Origin of the sequence: Streptomyces tanashiensis, assembly GCF_014648895.1 — a bacterium.
GTDB lineage: Bacteria > Actinomycetota > Actinomycetes > Streptomycetales > Streptomycetaceae > Streptomyces > Streptomyces tanashiensis.
This window is the reverse complement of the sequence record NZ_BMRZ01000002.1, coordinates 787414-805097: the sequence shown is the minus strand read 5'-3', so window position 1 is coordinate 805097 and position 17684 is coordinate 787414. Positions and strand designations below refer to the sequence as shown.

At 72.1% G+C, this 17684-nt stretch carries 14 protein-coding genes; 4 read left to right on the top strand and 10 right to left on the bottom strand.

The window, feature by feature from the left end; genetic code table 11:
• Positions 1 to 8: 8 nt before the first annotated feature.
• From IE237_RS09140 to IE237_RS09110, 7 genes are all read right to left on the bottom strand, one after another.
• On the bottom strand, positions 9 to 887 hold the full coding sequence (locus IE237_RS09140; protein WP_189801289.1) for an ABC transporter substrate-binding protein: 879 nt from the start codon (positions 885 to 887) through the stop codon (positions 9 to 11).
• Positions 888 to 957: 70 nt separating this feature from the next.
• Positions 958 to 1794 carry an SAM hydroxide adenosyltransferase gene (locus IE237_RS09135; protein ID WP_229842471.1) on the bottom strand — a complete coding sequence of 279 codons (837 nt, stop codon included), beginning with the start codon at positions 1792 to 1794 and terminating at the stop codon, positions 958 to 960.
• A 318-nt stretch (positions 1795 to 2112) separates the two neighbouring features.
• On the bottom strand, positions 2113 to 2979 hold the full coding sequence (locus IE237_RS09130; RefSeq protein WP_189801287.1) for a hypothetical protein: 867 nt from the start codon (positions 2977 to 2979) through the stop codon (positions 2113 to 2115).
• Positions 2976 to 4814, bottom strand: a complete 1839-nt coding sequence (locus IE237_RS09125) for a GMC family oxidoreductase (RefSeq protein WP_189801286.1) — start codon at positions 4812 to 4814, stop codon at positions 2976 to 2978. The genes IE237_RS09130 and IE237_RS09125 overlap by 4 nt, the downstream gene beginning before the upstream one ends.
• The gene (locus IE237_RS09120; protein WP_229842470.1) at positions 4811 to 5254 is read right to left on the bottom strand and encodes a hypothetical protein; all 444 of its coding nucleotides are present in this window, start codon (positions 5252 to 5254) and stop codon (positions 4811 to 4813) included. Before IE237_RS09120 ends, IE237_RS09125 begins: the two co-directional genes overlap by 4 nt.
• Before the next feature lie 115 nt (positions 5255 to 5369).
• The gene (locus tag IE237_RS09115) at positions 5370 to 6500 is read right to left on the bottom strand and encodes a PP2C family protein-serine/threonine phosphatase (protein ID WP_189801285.1); all 1131 of its coding nucleotides are present in this window, start codon (positions 6498 to 6500) and stop codon (positions 5370 to 5372) included.
• Positions 6501 to 6694: 194 nt separating this feature from the next.
• A complete protein-coding gene (locus IE237_RS09110; RefSeq protein WP_189801284.1) occupies positions 6695 to 7618 on the bottom strand; it encodes an NADP-dependent oxidoreductase in 924 nt (307 codons plus the stop codon).
• 126 nt (positions 7619 to 7744) lie between these two features.
• Between IE237_RS09110 and IE237_RS09105 the strand changes: the two genes are divergently transcribed.
• The gene (locus tag IE237_RS09105) at positions 7745 to 8794 is read left to right on the top strand and encodes a GlxA family transcriptional regulator (RefSeq protein WP_189801283.1); all 1050 of its coding nucleotides are present in this window, start codon (positions 7745 to 7747) and stop codon (positions 8792 to 8794) included.
• 53 nt (positions 8795 to 8847) lie between these two features.
• Here IE237_RS09105 and IE237_RS09100 read toward each other — a convergent pair whose 3' ends face one another.
• Positions 8848 to 9294 carry a hypothetical protein gene (locus IE237_RS09100; RefSeq protein ID WP_189801282.1) on the bottom strand — a complete coding sequence of 149 codons (447 nt, stop codon included), beginning with the start codon at positions 9292 to 9294 and terminating at the stop codon, positions 8848 to 8850.
• Positions 9295 to 9762: 468 nt separating this feature from the next.
• Between IE237_RS09100 and IE237_RS09095 the strand changes: the two genes are divergently transcribed.
• From IE237_RS09095 to IE237_RS09085, 3 genes are all read left to right on the top strand, one after another.
• Positions 9763 to 11820, top strand: a complete 2058-nt coding sequence (locus IE237_RS09095; protein ID WP_189801281.1) for an MMPL family transporter — start codon at positions 9763 to 9765, stop codon at positions 11818 to 11820.
• Between the two features lie 63 nt (positions 11821 to 11883).
• Complete coding sequence (locus IE237_RS09090) at positions 11884 to 13041, top strand: sensor histidine kinase (protein ID WP_189801280.1); 1158 nt, start codon at positions 11884 to 11886, stop codon at positions 13039 to 13041.
• Positions 13038 to 13694, top strand: coding sequence for a response regulator (locus IE237_RS09085; RefSeq protein WP_189801279.1), 657 nt, complete (start codon positions 13038 to 13040; stop codon positions 13692 to 13694). Before IE237_RS09090 ends, IE237_RS09085 begins: the two co-directional genes overlap by 4 nt.
• A 70-nt stretch (positions 13695 to 13764) precedes the next feature.
• On the opposite strand, the gene IE237_RS41305 is transcribed toward IE237_RS09085, so the two are convergent.
• Together IE237_RS41305 and IE237_RS09075 are read right to left on the bottom strand one after the other, a co-directional pair.
• Positions 13765 to 16614 carry a tetratricopeptide repeat protein gene (locus IE237_RS41305; protein ID WP_189801278.1) on the bottom strand — a complete coding sequence of 950 codons (2850 nt, stop codon included), beginning with the start codon at positions 16612 to 16614 and terminating at the stop codon, positions 13765 to 13767.
• Positions 16607 to 17683, bottom strand: a complete 1077-nt coding sequence (locus IE237_RS09075) for a P-loop NTPase family protein (protein WP_189801277.1) — start codon at positions 17681 to 17683, stop codon at positions 16607 to 16609. The genes IE237_RS41305 and IE237_RS09075 overlap by 8 nt, the downstream gene beginning before the upstream one ends.
• Between the last annotated feature and the right edge of the window lies 1 nt (position 17684).

Genomic DNA, 17684 nt, shown 5'->3' with positions numbered 1-17684 from the left:
TCGGCCCGCTACTGCTTGAGCTCGGGGACGTTCGCCGAGGCGGACAGCCACTGCTTGGTGAGCGCGGCGAGCGTGCCGTCGGCCTTGAGGGCGCTCAGGGCCTGGTTCACGCAGGAGGTGTAGCCGCTGTTCTTCGGCAGGAGCAGACCGAACTCCTCGGGGGTGCCGCCCGCGTAGCCGAACTGGCCGACGATCCTGCCGTTGTCCAGCTCCGCTCCGGCCAGGTAGAAGACGGTGGGGAGGTCGGTGACGATCGCGTCGATCTGACCGTTCGTCAGCGCGGTGACCTCGTCCTTGGTGGTGTTGAAGACGCTCGGCTTGTGCGTGGGCTTGAGCTGGTCGAGCACGGCCTGATAGCTGGTCGTCGCCACCTGCACGCCGATCCTGGCGTCCTTGAGCGCACTCAGCGACGTGGCCTTCGCGAACTTCGATCCGTCCAGCGTCAGGACGGCCTGATTGGCCGTGTAGTAACTCGTGGAGAAATCGACGGCCTTCGCGCGCTGCGGAGTGATGGAGATCTGGTTGATGTCGAAGTCGAAGGCCTTCGCTCCCGGGGCATAGGAATGGGAGAAGGGCTCGACGACCCATTTCACCTGGTCCCGGGCGAAACCCAGCTTGCCGGCCACCGCGTAGGCCACCGCGCTTTCGAAGCCCTTGCCGTTGGAAGGGGTGTTGCTGTCGAACCACGGCTCGTACGCCGGGGAATCGGTGGCGATGGTCAGCCGGCCGCGCTCATGGAGACTCGGACTGTCGATCGTGCAGTCGGAGCCCTTGGAAGCCTTGGAGCCGGGTGCCGCGGCGTCGCTCTGCGGCTGGGGTGCGCAGGCGGATGCCGCGAGCGCGACGACGGCGGCGGAAGCCGCGAGGGATATACGGATACGGGACATCAGTGGTCCTTCGCAAGAGAGTCCGGGAAAAGGCACGGAAGAAAGGTCGGGGTAGCGCGTTGATAACATGTCAGCTGGTGAGACGGAATACCTGGTCGCCCTGGTTCAGGCCGAATACCTCGGCCGCGGAACCGCCGCGGACCACCAGTTCGGCGAAGCCGATCCCGGAGCTTCCGACCGTGATTCCGGGCTCGCCGAGCGGGACGTCGGGCAGACGGTCGTAACAGCGCACCCGGACGTCGCGGCCTTCCTGCCGGTTGTGCACGAGAAGGCTCTTCGTGCCGTCGAAACCGGGGAGTTCGGCGGCGGGCCGGTCCAGCTTGCAGTTGCCGAAGTTGTCCACGACGGCGACCCGCACGTCCTGCGCGACGGACTGCTGCACCGCCGTCGGCCGTGCGGGGACGGGGCGGCCGTCCGCCAGCCAGCGCGCCAGCAGCGGCACGTACCACAGGCTCCGGAACTGCGTCCGCACCATCTCCTCGATCTCGGCCGGCGTCAGCTCGGCCCATCCGGCGGCAGCGGCCTCCAACACCGCGCGGACGTCGGTGACCTGAACCTCCGTCAGGCCCAGATAGGTGACCAGCGGGTCGAGCACCCGGTGGTTCAGCGTGCTGATGACCAGGTGGTCCCCGTGGCGGAAGTAGCAGAACGGCACGCCGTTGGGCCAGTGTCCGTCCCTCGGAGCGATGTTGACCAGGATCACCACCGGCTGCGTCGGCCCGCCGATGAGATCGGTGGAGCGGAGCAGGTCGAGCAGGGTGAGGGCGGCGGCGCCCTCCGGGTCCGGTCCCCCCAGCGGAAGGACGGTCGGGGTGGCGCCGAAGAGCGTGGCGATCCGGGTGGACTGGCGCGCCAGCGCGTTGGGGTCGGCACAGTCGGTGAGGGAGACGACCGGTAGAAGGGTCATGGCAGGTACTTCGCCTTCTGTCGAGTGGTGAGAGCGGGGGTGGGGTGGCGATGAGGTCGGGTGGCACCCGGGCCCGGTGACCGTCGGTGACCGGGCCGGCGCAACAAAAAACGGACCCTCCGTTTCCGGAGGGTCCGTCGCATCCTGTGCGCACACGGCTTCGCTAGCGAAGCGCCTCCGGGGGCCGGGGCATCATTCGCATCATGGCGAGGGCGAGGGTGTGCTGCATGGGCGGGACGCTAGCACGAGGGGAGAGCGTCTCAAGCACCTGTCCACAGTGTGAACAGTCGTGTCTGGCGGCCCGGCCTGGTCCGGGCATCAGAGGCGCGGCCCCGTCGGCAGGTAGTACGGGCGGTTGTGGGCGGCGACCGGCGGTGACTGGTAGGTCCAGGCACCGGTGGCCGGCGTGCCGTCCGGGAGGAGGGCGCGCAGGTCGCACCCCAGGTCGCTGTCCGGGGCGTGCACGACGAGGTGGGCGCGCCCGGAGTGGTCGGGTGCGCTCAGGTCGTACCAGCCGTAGGGCTGGTAGACGTTCATCGGGCCGGCCAGCAGACGCCCCTCGCGGTCGGTGCCGTAGCCGGTGACCGGAGCGGCACAGGCGGTGACGGCGGTGAGGCCGTCCAGCTTGGCCGTGAGGTCGAGCAGCGGGGCCGGATCCTTCTCCAGGGTGTCGTCCGGGCCGACCTCGGCCGCCTTGCACCGCACGGTCCACGTCTCGCCCGCGGGACCGTTGAGGGACGGCAGTCCGACCTCGAACCAGCCCGGGTACTTCGGTTCCGCGTAGAGCTCCCGCCCGGCCCTGATCGCGAACGGGTTGTCGCACACGACGTGCAGCCGGGCGATGCCGAGCAGCTTGGTCTGGTCCCAGCCCTGCGCGTACTCGGCATAGGTCAGTTGCGGCAGACGGTGTGCGTCGGCCGTCGGGAAGGCGATGACGTTGAACTCGATCTCCTGGGTGACGCCTCCGCCGAACGCGTACTGCGCGAAGTACAGCTGGTAGTTGAGGGAGACCAGAGCACGCCCGTCGTCGAACGTGGCCGCCGTCAGGTCCGGGTGGTGCTTGGAGAGCAGCTCGTGGACCGGACGCGGGTCGACCAGCCAGTCGACACCGAGCTGGTGCAACGCGCCGTAATGGAAGGGGAGTCGGAAGGGTTCGGGTACGGGCGGCAGAGGCAGCGCGCTCATGCGGAGGCTCCAGGGGCGGTCGGGGCGAGGGAGAGGGGGCGGTCGCGGGCCGTCAGGTCCGCCTCGATGCGCTCGGCGCTGCGCAGGGCCAGCGCGGCCATCGTCAGTGTCGGGTTGGACGTGGCCACCGAGGGCATGCTGCCGCAGCCGACGGCGTACAGACCGGGGTGGTCCCAGCAGCGCTGCCAGGCGTCCACCACGGACGTGGCGGGGGAGTCGCCCATGACGTGGGTGCCGGCGGCATGGCCGGCCCCGCGGTAGCCGTACGTGCGCCCGCGGTGTTCGAAGCGGCCGGGCCAGGCCGCCGACGGCGTGTAGTCCGTGTGGTCCTCCGCGCCGAGCAGCGCGAAGATCTGGTCCGACACGGCCCGGGCGGCGGCCATCCCCTCCTTGACGTGCTCGTCGAGGTCGTAGGTGACCAGGGGCCGGGGCAGGCCGAGGGCATCGCGCTCGGTCGGGTGGAGGGTGACCCGGTTGGCGGGGTCGGCAGCCTGCTCCATCTCGAACTGCAGGGTGAACTGGCGGCGGACCCTGTCCCTGACGGCCGTCCTCAACTCCGCGCCGAACAAGCCCCGTTCGGTGAGGAAGTGGTCCACGTCCGTGTCGACGGGGCCCTTGGCCCAGATCCATCCCCACGTCCCGAACTCGACGCGGAACGGCGCCCGCAGCCGACGGGCCGGGCCCGAGCGGAACCCCTCGAAACCCGAGACGGAGCCGGGCCCCCGATACGATCCCGCGTGCTCCGCGTCGGGCAACAGCCCCCAGGTCAGCAGCACCGGATGATCCATCAGATTGCGGCCGACCTGCCCGCTGCGGCCCGCGAGCCCCGACAGGAGCAGCAGCCGGGCGTTCTCCACCGCATGCGCGGCGAGCACGACGACATCGGCGTGCGCGACGGTCGCCTCACCTCCGTACGAGAGGTACTCCACGCCCGTGGCCCGTCCCCGCCCGTCGACGAGGACACGGCTCACCACGGACCGGTCCCGGAGCGTCACGGACGTGCTCCACCGCCCCTGGGTCTTGAGCGGGGTGTACTTCGCGTACGACGGGCAGTGCGGGATGCAGCTCGCGTTGCCCACGCACCGGCTGTCCGGATCCCGCCGCCCGTCCCGCCCACGCGGAACGTAGCCCCGGCCGCCGTCGTACCGAGGATCGGGGACGCCGTTGCGCGCGTGCGGGGTGCCCACGACCCTCAGCTCCACCTCGCTCAGGGCGACGGGGTCCTTGACGCGCCGCCCGTCGAGACGGGCCGAGAAGAGGCGGTCCAGGCGTGCGGGCGGCAGGGGCCGCATGGGGTAGACGTAGCCGTCGGGGAAGGGCAGGCCGAGGTGGGCGCGCTGCTCCTCGGCGTCGGCGGCCACGCCCAGCTGCTCCTCGGCCGACCGGTAGTGAGGCTCCAGGTCGTCGTAGGTGAGCGGCCATCTCCGCCCGTACCCGAAGGGCTCGGTGTCGAAGTCCTCCGGCAGCATGCGCGGCACGAGGCCGGTCCAGACGTTGCCGGTGCCGCCGTTGGCGCGGACGTAGCCGCTGGCGTACGGGAGCGGGCCGTCCTGGCGCAGATGGCCGGATGACCGGAAGCCCGGGGTTCCGTCCGTGCCGGCGAGGTCCGTCATCTCGGGTGCCGGGGCTGCCGGACGGGGGAGATAGGGGGATCCCGGCAGTCTGGCGGAGGCCGCCAGGTAGTCGGTGAGCGGGTCGGTGGCCGGTGCGCCGCCGCCGGGCCGGGCGGCGCCCGCCTCCAGGACGAGGACCCTTCGCCCGTGCTTCCCGAGGTGGTGCGCGACGAGGGAGCCGGCGACGCCCGCACCCACGACGATCACGTCGTACCGCGTCACTGCCGGCCCCCTTCGGCCCAGCTTCCGTACCCTCCGGGGTCGGTGGCGGGAGCCGGGACACCGGCCGCCTTCCACACGAGGCCCTCGGCGTAGGCGCGCGGGGAGACCAGCCTCGGTGGCGGGCCCGGCCAGCTGCCCGTGTACCAGAGGTACGTGACGGCCCGGGCCCCCGCACGGAGCTCGCCACTCGCCGCCGGCAGCTCGCCGGGGTCCCGGAGCTCCCGCAGCAGCCGCTCGTACCGCTCCGAGCCGAGCCGTTCCGCCGCCACCGCCCGGTACACCTCGACGAGCCCGGTGGCGGCCAGGTCCCCCGGGTCGAAGCCGGTCAGTCGCGCCGACAGGGCGGTGAATCGCTGTGTCTCGTCCGTGATGGGCACGCGGGCATCGGTGCCCCGGCACCGCTCGGCGCATGCCCAGCGCCCCCAGAACGGCTTGATCACGACGGCGGGCGCTCCCTCACAGGACTGGCGCCCGGTCGACCTGTCGTTCGGGAGACGAGCGGGCGCGCGCATGGCCTCGCGACTTCAGGGGCGATCGGTCTCTTCCCCCGAGCGGTCACGGACGCGGTGCGAGCCGCTCGACCGCGACAAGTGCGGCATCGTCGCCGAGATGGCCGCCCGCGTAGGCCTGAAGGTCGGCCCGGAGATGGTCGAGCAGGGTCGGCGGGTCGTCCCCGGCCCAGGCGGTGAGCCGCTCGGCCAGGGGATAGAAGGCTCGCGCCTGGTCGCGGGCCTCGACGACGCCGTCCGTGTAGAGCAGGAGGACGTCTCCGACGTCGAAGGGGAAGGTCTCCACCGTCGCGTCGGAGGAGAGGAGGTCCGACAGGCCCAGCGGAGGTCGCGCGTCGGCCGCGTCCAGGGGAATCACCTGTCCCCGCCTCAGGAGCAGCGGTGGGGGATGTCCGCAGTTCACGAGCCGCACCACCGGCTCGTGGTCCGGGAGGTCGAGGACCAGTGCGGTGACGAAGGCCTCGTCCGTGTCGTCGGCTTCGGACTCCGCCCCTGGCGCCACCTCGGTGTCCTCGGCCGAACCGACGCCCTCCTCCAGGTGCCCGACCAGCTCCGGGAGCGCCTGCTCGCGGTGGGCGGTCACCCGGAAGGCGCCCAGGACGAGCGACGCCTCGCTGATCGCGTCGAGGCCCTTGCCCCTGGCGTCGCCGATCAGCAGCCGGGTCCCCGTCCCGGTGCGGGCGGCCGCGTACAGGTCGCCGCCCATCTGGGCCTCCTCCTCGGCCGCCAGGTAGACGGAGGCGATGTGCAGCGGCCCCGCCCGGTGGGGGAGCGGGCGGAGGACGACGCTCTGGGCGGCCTGTGCGATGAAGCGCAGCCGGGTCACCCGCTTCTCGTCCCGCTCGCGCAGATGGGCGAAGAAGGTCGCGATGACAGAGATCAGGACCAGGGCGACGATCTGGTACGTGTGGTTGAGATCCGTGATGCTCGTCCGTGCGACGGCCACCACCGACTGGGCCAGGACCGCGACCGCACCCACGAAGGCCGTCATGCGAGGCCCGGCGAACGACGCGGTCACAGCGGGCGCGGCGATCAGGAACGGTCCCAGATGGACATCGGGCGGCGACAGGACGTCCACGACCGTGACCGCCGCGATCAGCGCGAAGGGCACCGCGAGCAGCAGCCGTCCGCCGGCCCGGGAAGCGCGGGGGACGAAGGCTCGCCGACGGACATCCATGGGAAAGGCATACCTCAGCCGAAGGGACCTGTCCTGTTGCCGGGGCTGCCTCGTCCGGACCGGCCGAAGCTGCCTCGTCCGGACCGGCCGAAGCTGCCTCGTCCGGGCCGGCCGAAGCTGCCTCGTCCGGGCCGGCCGGGGCTGTCTCGTCCTGGCCGGCCGGTGCTGCCTCGTCCGGGCCTTCGGGCCGGACGTCAGACGACCGACAGGACGATCTTGCCGGTCGTACGGCCCCGCTCGCCGAGCTCGTGGGCCTTCGCGGCCTCGGACAGCGGCAGGACGGTGTCGACGACCGGGCGCAGCGCGCCGCTCTCCACCAGGGCGGCGATCTCGCGCAGGCCGAGGTGGTCGGGCTCGACCAGGACCCAGGCGGCCCGCACGCCGTCGGGGGCGACGGGCACGTCGTCGGGGCCGGGCAGGGTGATGAGCCGGCCTCCGGCCCGCAGCACCCTCAGGGAACGCTCGGCCGTCTCGCCGCCGAGCGCGTCGAGGACGACGTCGATGTCGGAGACGGCGTCCTCGAACCGGGTCTCGCGGTAGTCGAGCACCTCGTCCGCACCGAGCTCCCGGAGCAGCTCGTGCTTGGCGGTGCTGGCCGTGCCGACGACGTACGCGCCGCGTGCCTTGGCGATCTGGACGGCGAGGTGGCCCACGCCGCCGGCCGCGGCGTGCACCAGCACGCGCTCACCGGGTCGTACGTCCGCCGCGTCGACCAGGGCCTGCCAGGCGGTCAGCGCGGCGAGCGGCAGAGCCGCGGCCTCCACGTGCGTGAGCGACGCCGGCTTCGGCGCGAGGTGGCGGGCCGGCGCGACGACGTACTCGGCGTATCCGCCCGCCTGCCGGGGAAACAGCGGCATCCCGAAGACCTCGTCGCCCGGGCGGAGGATCCCGACGCCCGGCCCCACGGCCTCGACCGTGCCGGAGACGTCCCAGCCGACGGCAGGCAGAGCACCCCACTCGATGAGGCCGCCGCTCGCGCGGGTCTTCCAGTCCACCGGGTTCACCCCGGCGGCGTGGACCCGTACCAGCACCTCGTTCAGGCCCGGCTCCGGGCGCTCCACCTCGCGCTCGACGAGCTGCTCCGGACCGCCCCACTGCTCCACGACCACCGCACGCATGCTCTTCGCCTCGTTCCTTCTCGATCGGTGTCCGCCGGAACCGCTCCGGCGGCGACACGTTCACGATCCCGCCTCCCGGCTCCTCCTGGTGTTGGCCGTCGGGCCACTATGTGACAGGATTTGGCCATGGATGAAACCGACCGGAATGAGACGGTTCCCGCGACCCGGAACGAGACGGTTCCCCGCGTTCACCGGATCGCGGTGCTCGCGCTTCCCGGAGTGCCGCCCTTCGAGCTCGGCATCCCCTCGCGCGTCTTCGGCAGCGTCCAGGACGCCGACGGCCGCCCCCTGTACGAGGTCACGGTCTGCACCGCCGACGGCGGGCCCGTCCTCAGCGACGCCGGATTCGTCGTCCAGCCCGCGGCGGGCCCCGAGGCGCTCGCCGCCGCCGACACGGTCGTCGTCCCGCCGACGCACGCCATGCCGGAACTCGGACGCGGCGGCCCCCTGCCGCCCGAGGTCGCCGCTGCCATCGCCGGGATCCGGCCGGGCGCCCGGCTGGTGTCCATCTGCACCGGGTCGTACGTGCTCGCCGCCGCCGGTCTGCTCGACGGGCGTCCGGCCACCACCCACTGGAATCTGGCCCCGGAGTTCCGGCAGGCGTATCCCCAGGTCAAGCTCGATGAGGAGGTGCTCTTCGTCGACGACGGCGATGTGCTCACCTCGGCCGGGGTGGCCGCCGGGGTCGATCTGTGCCTGCACATGATCCGACGTGATCACGGGGCCGCGGTGGCCAACCGGGCGGCCCGCATGTGCGTCGTACCGCCGTGGCGGGACGGAGGGCAGGCCCAGTTCATCGACCGGCCCGTGCCCGAGCCGAAGGCGGCCGGCACGACCGCGACGCGCGCCTGGGCCCTCGAACACCTCGGGGAGCCGCTCACCCTCGGCATGCTCGCCGAGCACGCCCGGATGAGCCTGCGGTCGTTCACCCGGAGGTTCCGGGACGAGGTCGGGATGACACCCGTGCAGTGGCTCACGGCACAGCGCCTGGAACTGGCCAAACAGCTCCTGGAGACCACCGACCTCCCCATCGACCTGGTGGCGCACCGGGCCGGCATCGGCTCCGGGAACTCCCTGCGGGCGCACATGCGGACGGCCTTCGGCGTCTCGCCCGCCGCCTACCGACGGGCGTTCGGCGCCTCCGATCCCGTCGGCGCGGCGAAGCGGCCCGCCTAGCGGAGAGAACCCGGCCGTGGAGGCGACCGGGACCGCCCGACGCGCACCGGGGGTCAGCCGACGTGTGCGCGGCCCGGGCCGGTCCCACGGGTGGCCGCGGAAGCCCGGTCGGCCCGGTGGGCGCGGAAGTAGGCATTGGCGGCGGGGAGGAACATCAGGACCACGGCCGTGAGCACGGCGGCCACATGCAGCGCGCGGCTGGCACCGAACGCGATGTCCATCGCGCCGGCTTCCTCGAACGCCGCACCGAGGGAGCGTCCCTGGACCAGGGCACGGATCGGCTGGACCACCATCGACGCCGTGCCCGCGACGCCCAGGGCGAGTGTGAGCGTGATCCGCGCCCAGGCGCGCCCGCTGCGCATCCGGAGCGCGATCAGCAGCGCGGCCGCGAACACCGGGAGCCGTATCGCGAGACCGATCGCGATCTCGCCACCGGAGCCCGAGCCGTCCCCCACCATCCTGGCGACGGCCAGCACGGTCTCGAACACGCCTGCTGCCACCGCCGTGACCCATAACGCGAACGCACCACGCACCGGCGCACACGGCGCCAGGCTGCCGGACTGACGGGAGCGGGTACGGGCCGGGGACGCGGTGTGCCCGGACGGGGAGTGCTGCGCGACGTGCGACATGGCGGTTCTCGATTCTCGACGGGGGATCAGGAGGGCCGTTCCGACGTCCCGATACTCCCGGTCGGGCACGGCGCGTGACCTGCCTGCTGCCCGGTGGATCCCTCCGGGGGTTATCCCCACACCCGCCGGTGCCGGCTCAGGGAAGCGGGCCCGCTGTGCGGGACTCACCCGCACCCGCCCCGCGCGCCCGCGATCACCCCCGTACTCCCCGGGGAGTAGTCGCGGCCGCATGCCACCCCCGGCAGTAGCCCCCAACTCGGCCGTCAGCGCGACGAATCCACCTCCCGGCCACGGAAATCTGGGATCGAACCGAAGAGGAACGATGGAGGGAGGCCCACGATGGAGGGCCGTAAGAGGACCGTCGGCTGGGGGGTGCTGGCGCTGTGGGTGATCGTGATCGCCCTCGCCGCACCCCTCGCCGGAAAGCTCGCCGACGTGCAGCGCGACCGCGCCGTCGACTACCTGCCCGCGAGCGCCGACTCGACCCAGGTCGCGAAGATCACCGAACAGCTGCCCGGCGGAGACTCCACCGACCTGGTGCTCGTCTACCACCGCGAGGGCGGACTGACCCCCGCCGACCGCGCCACCGCCGCCCGAGAGGTGGAGAGGGTCGCCGCCGAGCACCCGCTCACCTCGACCCCGCGCCCCGTACCCTCCGAGGACGGCACCACCCTCCTGTACGCGGTCACCAGCACCGAGCCCGGTTCGGACGAGAAGGCCAGGGACGCCTTCGTCAACGACATCCGCGAGACGGTGAGCGGAGAGGTCGGAGGCCCCGGCGCCCTCGCCACGGACGCGAGCGAGGTGTACGAATCCCTCGACGGCCCGCTCCTCTACACGACCGTCGCCGTCGTCGCCATCCTCCTGATCGTCATCTACCGCAGCCCCTTTCTGTGGCTCGTCCCCCTGGTCGTCGCCGGAGTCGCCGACTACCTCTCCATGGCCGTGACCTACGCCCTCCACCAGGGCTTCGACATCAGCGTCTCCGGCCAGAGCACGGGCGTCATGACGATCCTCGTCTTCGGCGCGGGCACCGACTACGCGCTTCTCCTCGTCTCCCGCTACCGCGAGGAACTCCGCCGTGTCCCACGCCCGTACGACGCCATGACGGCCGCCCTGCGCGGCTGCGGTCCCGCCGTCCTCGCGTCCTCCGGGACCGTCGCCCTCGGCATGCTCTGCCTGCTCGCCGCCGACATGAACAGCAGCCGGGGCATGGGGCCCACGGCCGCCGTCGGAGTGCTGTGCGCCCTGCTCGCGATGATGACGCTGCTCCCCGCTCTGCTCGTGGTCCTCGGCCGACGCGTGTTCTGGCCGCTGATCCCGGCGTACGGAAGCGAACCGAAGGCCGCGCGCCGGTCCCTCTTCGCGGCCATGGGCTCCTCGGCGGGGCGACGCCCCCTCGCCGTCCTCCTCGCGGGCGCCGCCGCCCTCGCCGCCCTCGCGCTCGGCGCGCTGAACCTGCCCGGAGCCCTCAAGCAGGAGGACTCCTTCACCTCCACCCCGGAAGCGGTCGCCGCGATGAAGACGCTGGCCGCCGCGTACCCGGAGATGGGAACCCAGCCGATCACCCTCGTCGCCCCGACCGCCGGCTCCTCCGGCGCCCTGGAGACCGCTCGCGCGACGGAAGGCGTCGCGAAGGCGGAGCGAGGCCGCAGCGGCGACGGCTGGACGGAGATCTCCGTCATCGCCGCGCACCCGCCGCAGTCCGCCGAGGAGACCGCGACCATCAAGGAGCTGCGGTCCGCGCTCGGCGACGGCGTGTACGTCGGCGGACCCAGCGCCGAACAGCTCGACATGACCGAGACCAACGCCCGCGACCGGAACATCGTCGTCCCGCTCGTCCTCGTCGTCGTGACGATCGTGCTGATCGCCCTGCTGCGCAGCCTCGTCGCACCGCTGATCCTGGTCGCCGCGGTCGTCGCCGTCTGGGGTGCCGCCCTCGGTATCGGCGGCCTCGTCTTCGAGTCCCTCTTCGGCTTCGAGGGCACCGACCCGGGCCTGGCCCTGCTCTCCTTCGTCTTCCTCGTCGCGCTCGGCGTCGACTACGGCATCTTCCTGATGCACCGGATGCGGGAGGAGTGCCTGAACGGGACGGAGCCCGGCGCCGCCGCCCTGACCGCGCTGCGCACCACCGGCGGGGTGATCGCCTCGGCGGGGCTCGTCCTGGCCGCCACCTTCGCGGTCCTCGTCAACATGCCGATGGCGCAACTGGCCGAGCTCGGCTTCGTGATCGCGGTCGGCGTCCTGCTCGACACCTTCCTGGTCCGCACGTACCTCGTCACCAGCGCGAGCGTGCTGCTCGGCCGCACGGTGTGGTGGCCGGGCCCGCTGGCCAGGAAGCCCGCGGCGACCCCTGGTTCGGAGCCCGCACGCGAGTCGACGCCCGTACGGGTCTGATCAGGGACGGGTGGGGGCTCCCCGGACTACCGGGAGCCCCCGCCCCTGGGGAGGATGTACACCATGGACATCGCAGCGGCCTTCACCCGTGACCCGCAGGCGGCGCCGCACCCGGTGCGGCGCGACGCCACGGCCGCCGCGGGCTTCGCCGTTCTCGCGGCCGCCCTCGCGCTCACCGTCGACGACGGCCGCCGGCCGGACGCCGTCGGCTGGGTCCTGCTGCTCGCCGCGCACGTCCCACTGGCCTGGCGGCGCAAGGCGCCCCTCCCGGTGCTGCTGGCGGTGGTGGCCTGCGTGGCCCCCTACCACGCACTGGACTTCATGCATCTGGCGCCGATCCCCGCCTCGATGACCGCGCTCTACACGGTCGCGTCCACCGGCCGGCCGCAGCGCACACTGATCGTGGGGCTCTCGGTCATCTCCGTCACGCTCACCATCCAGGTCCTCGTCAACCCGCACGAGATCGTGGAGTTGCTGAGGGTCTCCGGCTGGGTGATCGCGATGCTCGTCTTCGGCGCGAGCATCCGGCTCTACCGACAGCTGGTGGCGGGTGTGATCGAGCGGTCGGAGCGCGAGGCGGAGCGGAAGGTCGCCGAGGAGCGGCTGCGCATCGCGAGGGACCTGCACGACCTCCTCGCGCACTCGATCACCCTCATCGGCGTGCAGGCCTCGGTCGCGGCGCACGTCCTGGTCGCCGACCCGGAGCGACTCGACCGGGAGGCGCTCGCCGGGGCGCTCGAAGGGATATCCGAGACGTGCCGGGAGGCCCGCGCCGAGGTGCGCACGACCTTGCGCGTGCTGCGGGCCGACCCCGATGGCCCTCTGCCGGACCTGGCCTCGCTGCCCGATCTCGTACGGTCCTCGGGAGCGGACCTGACGGTACGGACGGGGGACACGAAGGTCCCGGCGGCGGTGGGCGCGGCGGCGTACCGCATCGTCCAGGAGTCGCTGACCAATGCCGTACGGCACGGTGGTCCGGACACGAGGATGCGGGTCGATGTCGGCCTGGTGGAGTCGGAGTTGACGGTACGGGTGACCAACAGCGGGACCACCGCCGGAGCCGGCACCCCTGGTGGACCCGGCGGTTCCGGGTACGGGATCCTCGGGATGCGCGAGCGGGCCAGGAGCGTGGGCGGCACACTGAGCGCGGGCCCGCGCGACGGCGGGGGCTTCGAGGTCACGGCGGCACTGCCGCTCGCGGAGAGAGAGGTGACGGCGTGATCCGGGTCCTGCTCGCGGACGATCAGATGCTCGTCCGGGAGTCGTTCGCGATGCTCGTCGCATCGGCTCCCGACATGGAGGTCGTCGGCCAGGCGGCGAACGGCAAGGAGGCGGTGGAGCTGGCCCGTTCGGCGCGGGCGGACGTGGTGGTCATGGACGTCCGGATGCCCGAGCTCGACGGGATCGGTGCCACCCGGCTGATCGCCGCCGACGAGGACCTGGCCGGGGTCAAGGTGCTGGTGCTCACGACGTACGACACGGACGAGCACGTCGTGGAAGCCCTGCGGGCGGGTGCGTCGGGCTTCGTGGTGAAGGACATACGCCCGGCCGAACTCCTCGCCGCGATCCGCACGGTGGCGGCGGGGGAGGCCCTGCTCTCACCGGGCCCCACGTCCCGGCTGATCGCCCGGGCACTCGCACTCCCGGACACCCCGGCCACGGGTGGCCCGGACGCACTGTCCGACCGCGAGCGCCAGGTCCTGACGCTGGTGGCCCGGGGCCTGAACAACACGGAGATCGCGGAGAGCCTCGGCCTGTCCCCCCTCACGGCGAAGACCCACGTCAGCCGCATCATGGGAAAACTGACGGTCCGGGACCGGGCCCAACTGGTCATCATCGCGTACGAGTCGGGCCTGGTGGCGCCTGGGCGATGAGCGCCGCCGCCGCGCCGGACCGTCGGCGTGCGTCGGTCCCGGGGCCGGCGCGGTCGGCGAGCGCGGTGGGTCAGTCGTCGTGTCCCGTGCGACCACGGCCGAACCTGGGCCGGTCGACCTCGGCGCGGTAGGCCTCCATGAGCGCGTGGGACCACGTCGCGCCCATCGCGGGGGCACTGTCGAGATACTCGGAGACCTGTTCACCCCACTCCTGACTCGTCTTGCCGCGAGAAAGCGCTCCACGCTCCGGTGCACCCGGAGGCTCCTCGACGACATCCGCCGACCCCTTGGCCGTGTGGACGAAGTCCGTGACGTCGGCCTCGGTGAGGGTCCACTCGAGCGCGCCACCCGAACCGCCGCTGTTGTCGATGCCCGTGGTCCGGGCGGCCTCCGAGAGCAGGCCCGGAACCATGTCGCCGACCTCGGCGGCCAGTTCCCGTACGAGGGAAGGGTGCCCCCGACGATCCCGACGTCTCAGCCGGTCGGTCGCCGCGACGACAGCGGTGCGCAGCTCCTGGACGTGGACCGGCTCCTCCGCACCGGACCTGCGGTAGATCCTCAGCTGAGCGACGCTCGCCTGCAGCCACGCCACCCGGCCGGGCGTCGTTGCGGCGGCCTTCCGGGCCTGGTCCAGCAGGTCGAGCGCCTCACCGTACGCGCCGAGGTCCTCGGCTATCCGCGCCCCCAGCACGGCCACGTCCGCGAAGGCCTCGGCGTCTCCCCGTTCACCGGCGCGCTCCAGCGTCTCGGTCACGAGGCGCCGGGCCTCCGGCATGCGCCCCTGCGCGGCCAGCGCCTCGATCTCCAGCACGCTCACCCTGGACGGGCGGGGTCTCGCGGGACGTTCCCTGATCAGGTCCAGCGCCGCGCCGGCCTGCCCGGCGTCGAGCAGCGCGCGGGCCTGGCGGACCACCTGCCGGGCCCACGCCTCGCCGTCCGCCTCGGCAAGGACCGCGGGGTCGATCGCGATGCCCAGCCGGTCGGCGAGGTAGGCCTGGCCGGCCGGCGGCAGCTCCTCCAACGCCGACTCGAGGAAGAGACTTGCCTCAGGCACCCAGTGCCGATCCAGGACGTCCGTGGCCTGTCCGAGGGAGAGCCGGTGGTAGAGCTCCTCGCCCCTGGCCTGAGGGCCGTCCGACGCGGCGTAGTGACGGACGGCGCGACGGTGGATGCGGCGCGAGGTCTCGAGATGCTTGCGGTGGATCAGGGGCAGCGTCGCCTGCCTGACGTCCGCTCGGTGCACCAGCACGTCCTCGCCCTGTGCCACGTCGACGAGCGTCGCCTCCGTGGCGAGGAGGTGGAAGAGCCGCAGCGCTCTGTCCTCCGATATCTCGCCCAGGCCGCACGGAACCGCGAGCGCCTCCTGGATCAGCCGGGGGGTGATGCGGCGGAGCGTCAGCCCCGGGCCGGCGATGCGCTGCAGATCGGGGTCCTCCAGGTCGTCCAGGATGCGCTCGTACAGCACGGCCTGGACTTCGGCGTCACCGAGACGGAACAGGATGTCGCGGAGCTTCTCCGGGTCGCGCAGTCCCTCCTTGCCCTCGCGCCGGATCAGTTCGGCGGCCAGCTTGAGGCTGAGGGGGCTCGCACCGACCTTGCGCGTGACGGAGACCAGGTAGGCGTCGTCCGGGGTGATGCCCGCCTGGGCCAGCCTCATCCGAAGGAAGTCCAGTGCCAGGTGGGGTTCGAGTCCGACGAGGGGGATCTCGCACGTCGTCCGGTGAACGGGAGCCCGTCCCGCGAACACCACGCGCGTCACCGGACAGATGCGCTGCAGGGCTTCGAGGAAGAACCAGAGCCGGTCGACGACGTCCGTGCCGTGACGCTGGGCCTGCTCCAAGGTGTCGAGCACGAGGAGGAGGGGCAGCGTCCGGTACGCCGACACCTCCCGTACCAACTGCGCGAAGCGGTGCATCAGGACCTCGTCGTCGGCGCCCATGACCGTGGGCAGGAGACCCTCGATCCCTTCGAGGATCACCGCCGTCTGGGCCGCGACCGTCGAGCGGACGGCATGCTCCAGCCGGTTCGCCTGTTCCGCGCAGGACGGGTAGAGCAGTCCCAGCTGGCGTGTAGCCTCGGCGAGCAGCGTGAGCGGCTGCTGCGGCAGCAGATCGGCGCGGTCGAACGTCAGGTAGGCGAAGGGGAATTCCCGTCGAACGGCCGTCCCGGCATGGTCGAGCAGATAGCGGGCCACCAATGTGGACTTCCCGACGCCACCGGGACCGTGGACGAGGAGCGGCGGCCGGCCGGGCGCGCCGGGCTCGGCCCAGGCCGCCCCTTCCACGTAATCGGCGAGCTCTCTCAGCTCTTTCCGCCGGCCGACGAAGTGCTCGCCGGCGAGGAGGCGGAGCGGCTGGAACACGGCCGCCAGATCGACCGTGTTGCCGACCTCTTCCGCCGTGGGAAGGAGGACTCCCTTCCGCGCCAGCGCCTCTGCGGCGCGACGGGCGGGCAGCAGCCATTGGACGACGTGCAGGGTGCCCGTCAGCTCGTCCATGGTCTGCTCGTCCAGAGGGGGCGCCGCTCCACGCAGGTAGGCCTCCGCCATGACTCGGTCGATGTCGAGCGGGTCGGGTTCGACGGCGGCGAGGGTGTCGAGCAGCCGGTGCCGGTCCTGGAGCCGGTCCAGGACCGTGGTGCGTACGCCGGAGGTCAGCCTCCACCTGCTGCCCGCGGCCGTACTCACCCGCTCGCAGTCCTGGACGACGAACGTCCGGAGATCCTCGGCGTCGGCGGAGTCGCTCGGGGACGTCAGTGAGCCGGCGTGGAAGGAGCCGAGGAGCGCGGCTGCTTCTCGCAGCCTCCACCGGTCGGGAGAGACCGTCGGTGGCGGGGGTGCGGCAGTGAGGGCGCCGCTGTCGTGTGCCGTCTTGAGACGCTCGGCCACCTCCTGGGCGGACACAGGCCTGAGCTCAGCCATTGAAACCCTCCGGAAGTCCGAAGGTCTCCCGGGCGATCTTCACGGCATAGGAGGAGAGCTGCCCCAGAGGCGGGGGTGAGGGGAGCGGCCGGTGCTCCAGTAGTTCCTCCACCAGAAGAGTCACCGCTTCCTCGTCGACCGACTGACCGGCGGCTGCCGATACGCGCTCGAGGAATGCCCTCAGATGGCACGTCTCGATGGGAGCTATGGGTTCGCGCAGCACGGACGGCTCGACCTCGGGCCGGAGCGGCCCGTGGAAGTCCGCGAGCACCACGCGCAGACCTGCTCCCACCTCGTGACGTTCGGCCACGACGGCGATCTCCTTGACGAAGCTCACCGCGGCCGGGGTGAGGTGCTTCTCCCGCGGGCGGTCGAAGAAGATCCAGAGTCCGTCGCCCTGCGCACGTACCCGGCCCTTGAACCACGCGAGCTGCACGCGGGCCTGGGTGTCCTCCGGCTCGTCGACGACGGGATCCCGCATCGGCCAGTCGAGCTGGTAGCAGATGTCCCGCATGACATCGGCCGGTGTGGCCGGCGTCCCGGCCCACCGTTCGCAGTCGACCAGGACGGGCGAGACGCCGAGTCCCTGGAGCACATGGGAGATGAAGTACCAGGAGTAGCTCTTTCCGCATCCGTCGTCGCCGGTGAGGATCAGCACACCCCCTCCCTCCTCGCGGGTGAGCTCCTTGAGGTGGGCACGGAGGGTGGCTCGGTCGAACAGGGCCCTCGATCCCGTTCTCCCGAACAGGCTGAGGCTGAACGCATCCGTAGTGGACTGCGGAGGAACCCTCAGGAGTCTCCCGAAGACGGGGAAGGCGGCGCTGTTCGGATCGCTTTCCACGTAGGTGACGAGCGCCCGCAGGCGGCCCTTCGTGGCGGCGCGTTCCAGGATCCGGGGCCACGTGTCCGCCATGCTGGCGGCCCACGCGTAGTCGGCGGGATCCAGCCCCGCCCCTTGGACCACGACGACCGCGCCGTCCGCCCTCCAGTAGAGGTTGAGCAGGCCGGCCAGCAGCTCTCGCCCGTCGTCGTCGCCGAACGGGAACACCCGCTGGTCCAGAATGTTCATC

Excerpts from the sequence above, each read along its gene's own strand:
- IE237_RS09140 (WP_189801289.1), bottom strand. The coding sequence starts at position 887 with ATGTCCCGTATCCGTATATCCCTCGCGGCTTCCGCCGCCGTCGTCGCG.
- IE237_RS09135 (WP_229842471.1), bottom strand. The coding sequence starts at position 1,794 with ATGACCCTTCTACCGGTCGTCTCCCTCACCGACTGTGCCGACCCCAAC.
- IE237_RS09130 (WP_189801287.1), bottom strand. The coding sequence starts at position 2,979 with ATGAGCGCGCTGCCTCTGCCGCCCGTACCCGAACCCTTCCGACTCCCC.
- IE237_RS09115 (WP_189801285.1), bottom strand. The coding sequence starts at position 6,500 with ATGGATGTCCGTCGGCGAGCCTTCGTCCCCCGCGCTTCCCGGGCCGGC.
- IE237_RS09110 (WP_189801284.1), bottom strand. The coding sequence starts at position 7,618 with ATGCGTGCGGTGGTCGTGGAGCAGTGGGGCGGTCCGGAGCAGCTCGTC.
- IE237_RS09105 (WP_189801283.1), top strand. The coding sequence starts at position 7,745 with ATGGATGAAACCGACCGGAATGAGACGGTTCCCGCGACCCGGAACGAG.
- IE237_RS09095 (WP_189801281.1), top strand. The coding sequence starts at position 9,763 with ATGGAGGGCCGTAAGAGGACCGTCGGCTGGGGGGTGCTGGCGCTGTGG.
- IE237_RS09090 (WP_189801280.1), top strand. The coding sequence starts at position 11,884 with ATGGACATCGCAGCGGCCTTCACCCGTGACCCGCAGGCGGCGCCGCAC.
- IE237_RS41305 (WP_189801278.1), bottom strand. The coding sequence starts at position 16,614 with ATGGCTGAGCTCAGGCCTGTGTCCGCCCAGGAGGTGGCCGAGCGTCTC.
- IE237_RS09075 (WP_189801277.1), bottom strand. The coding sequence starts at position 17,683 with ATGAACATTCTGGACCAGCGGGTGTTCCCGTTCGGCGACGACGACGGG.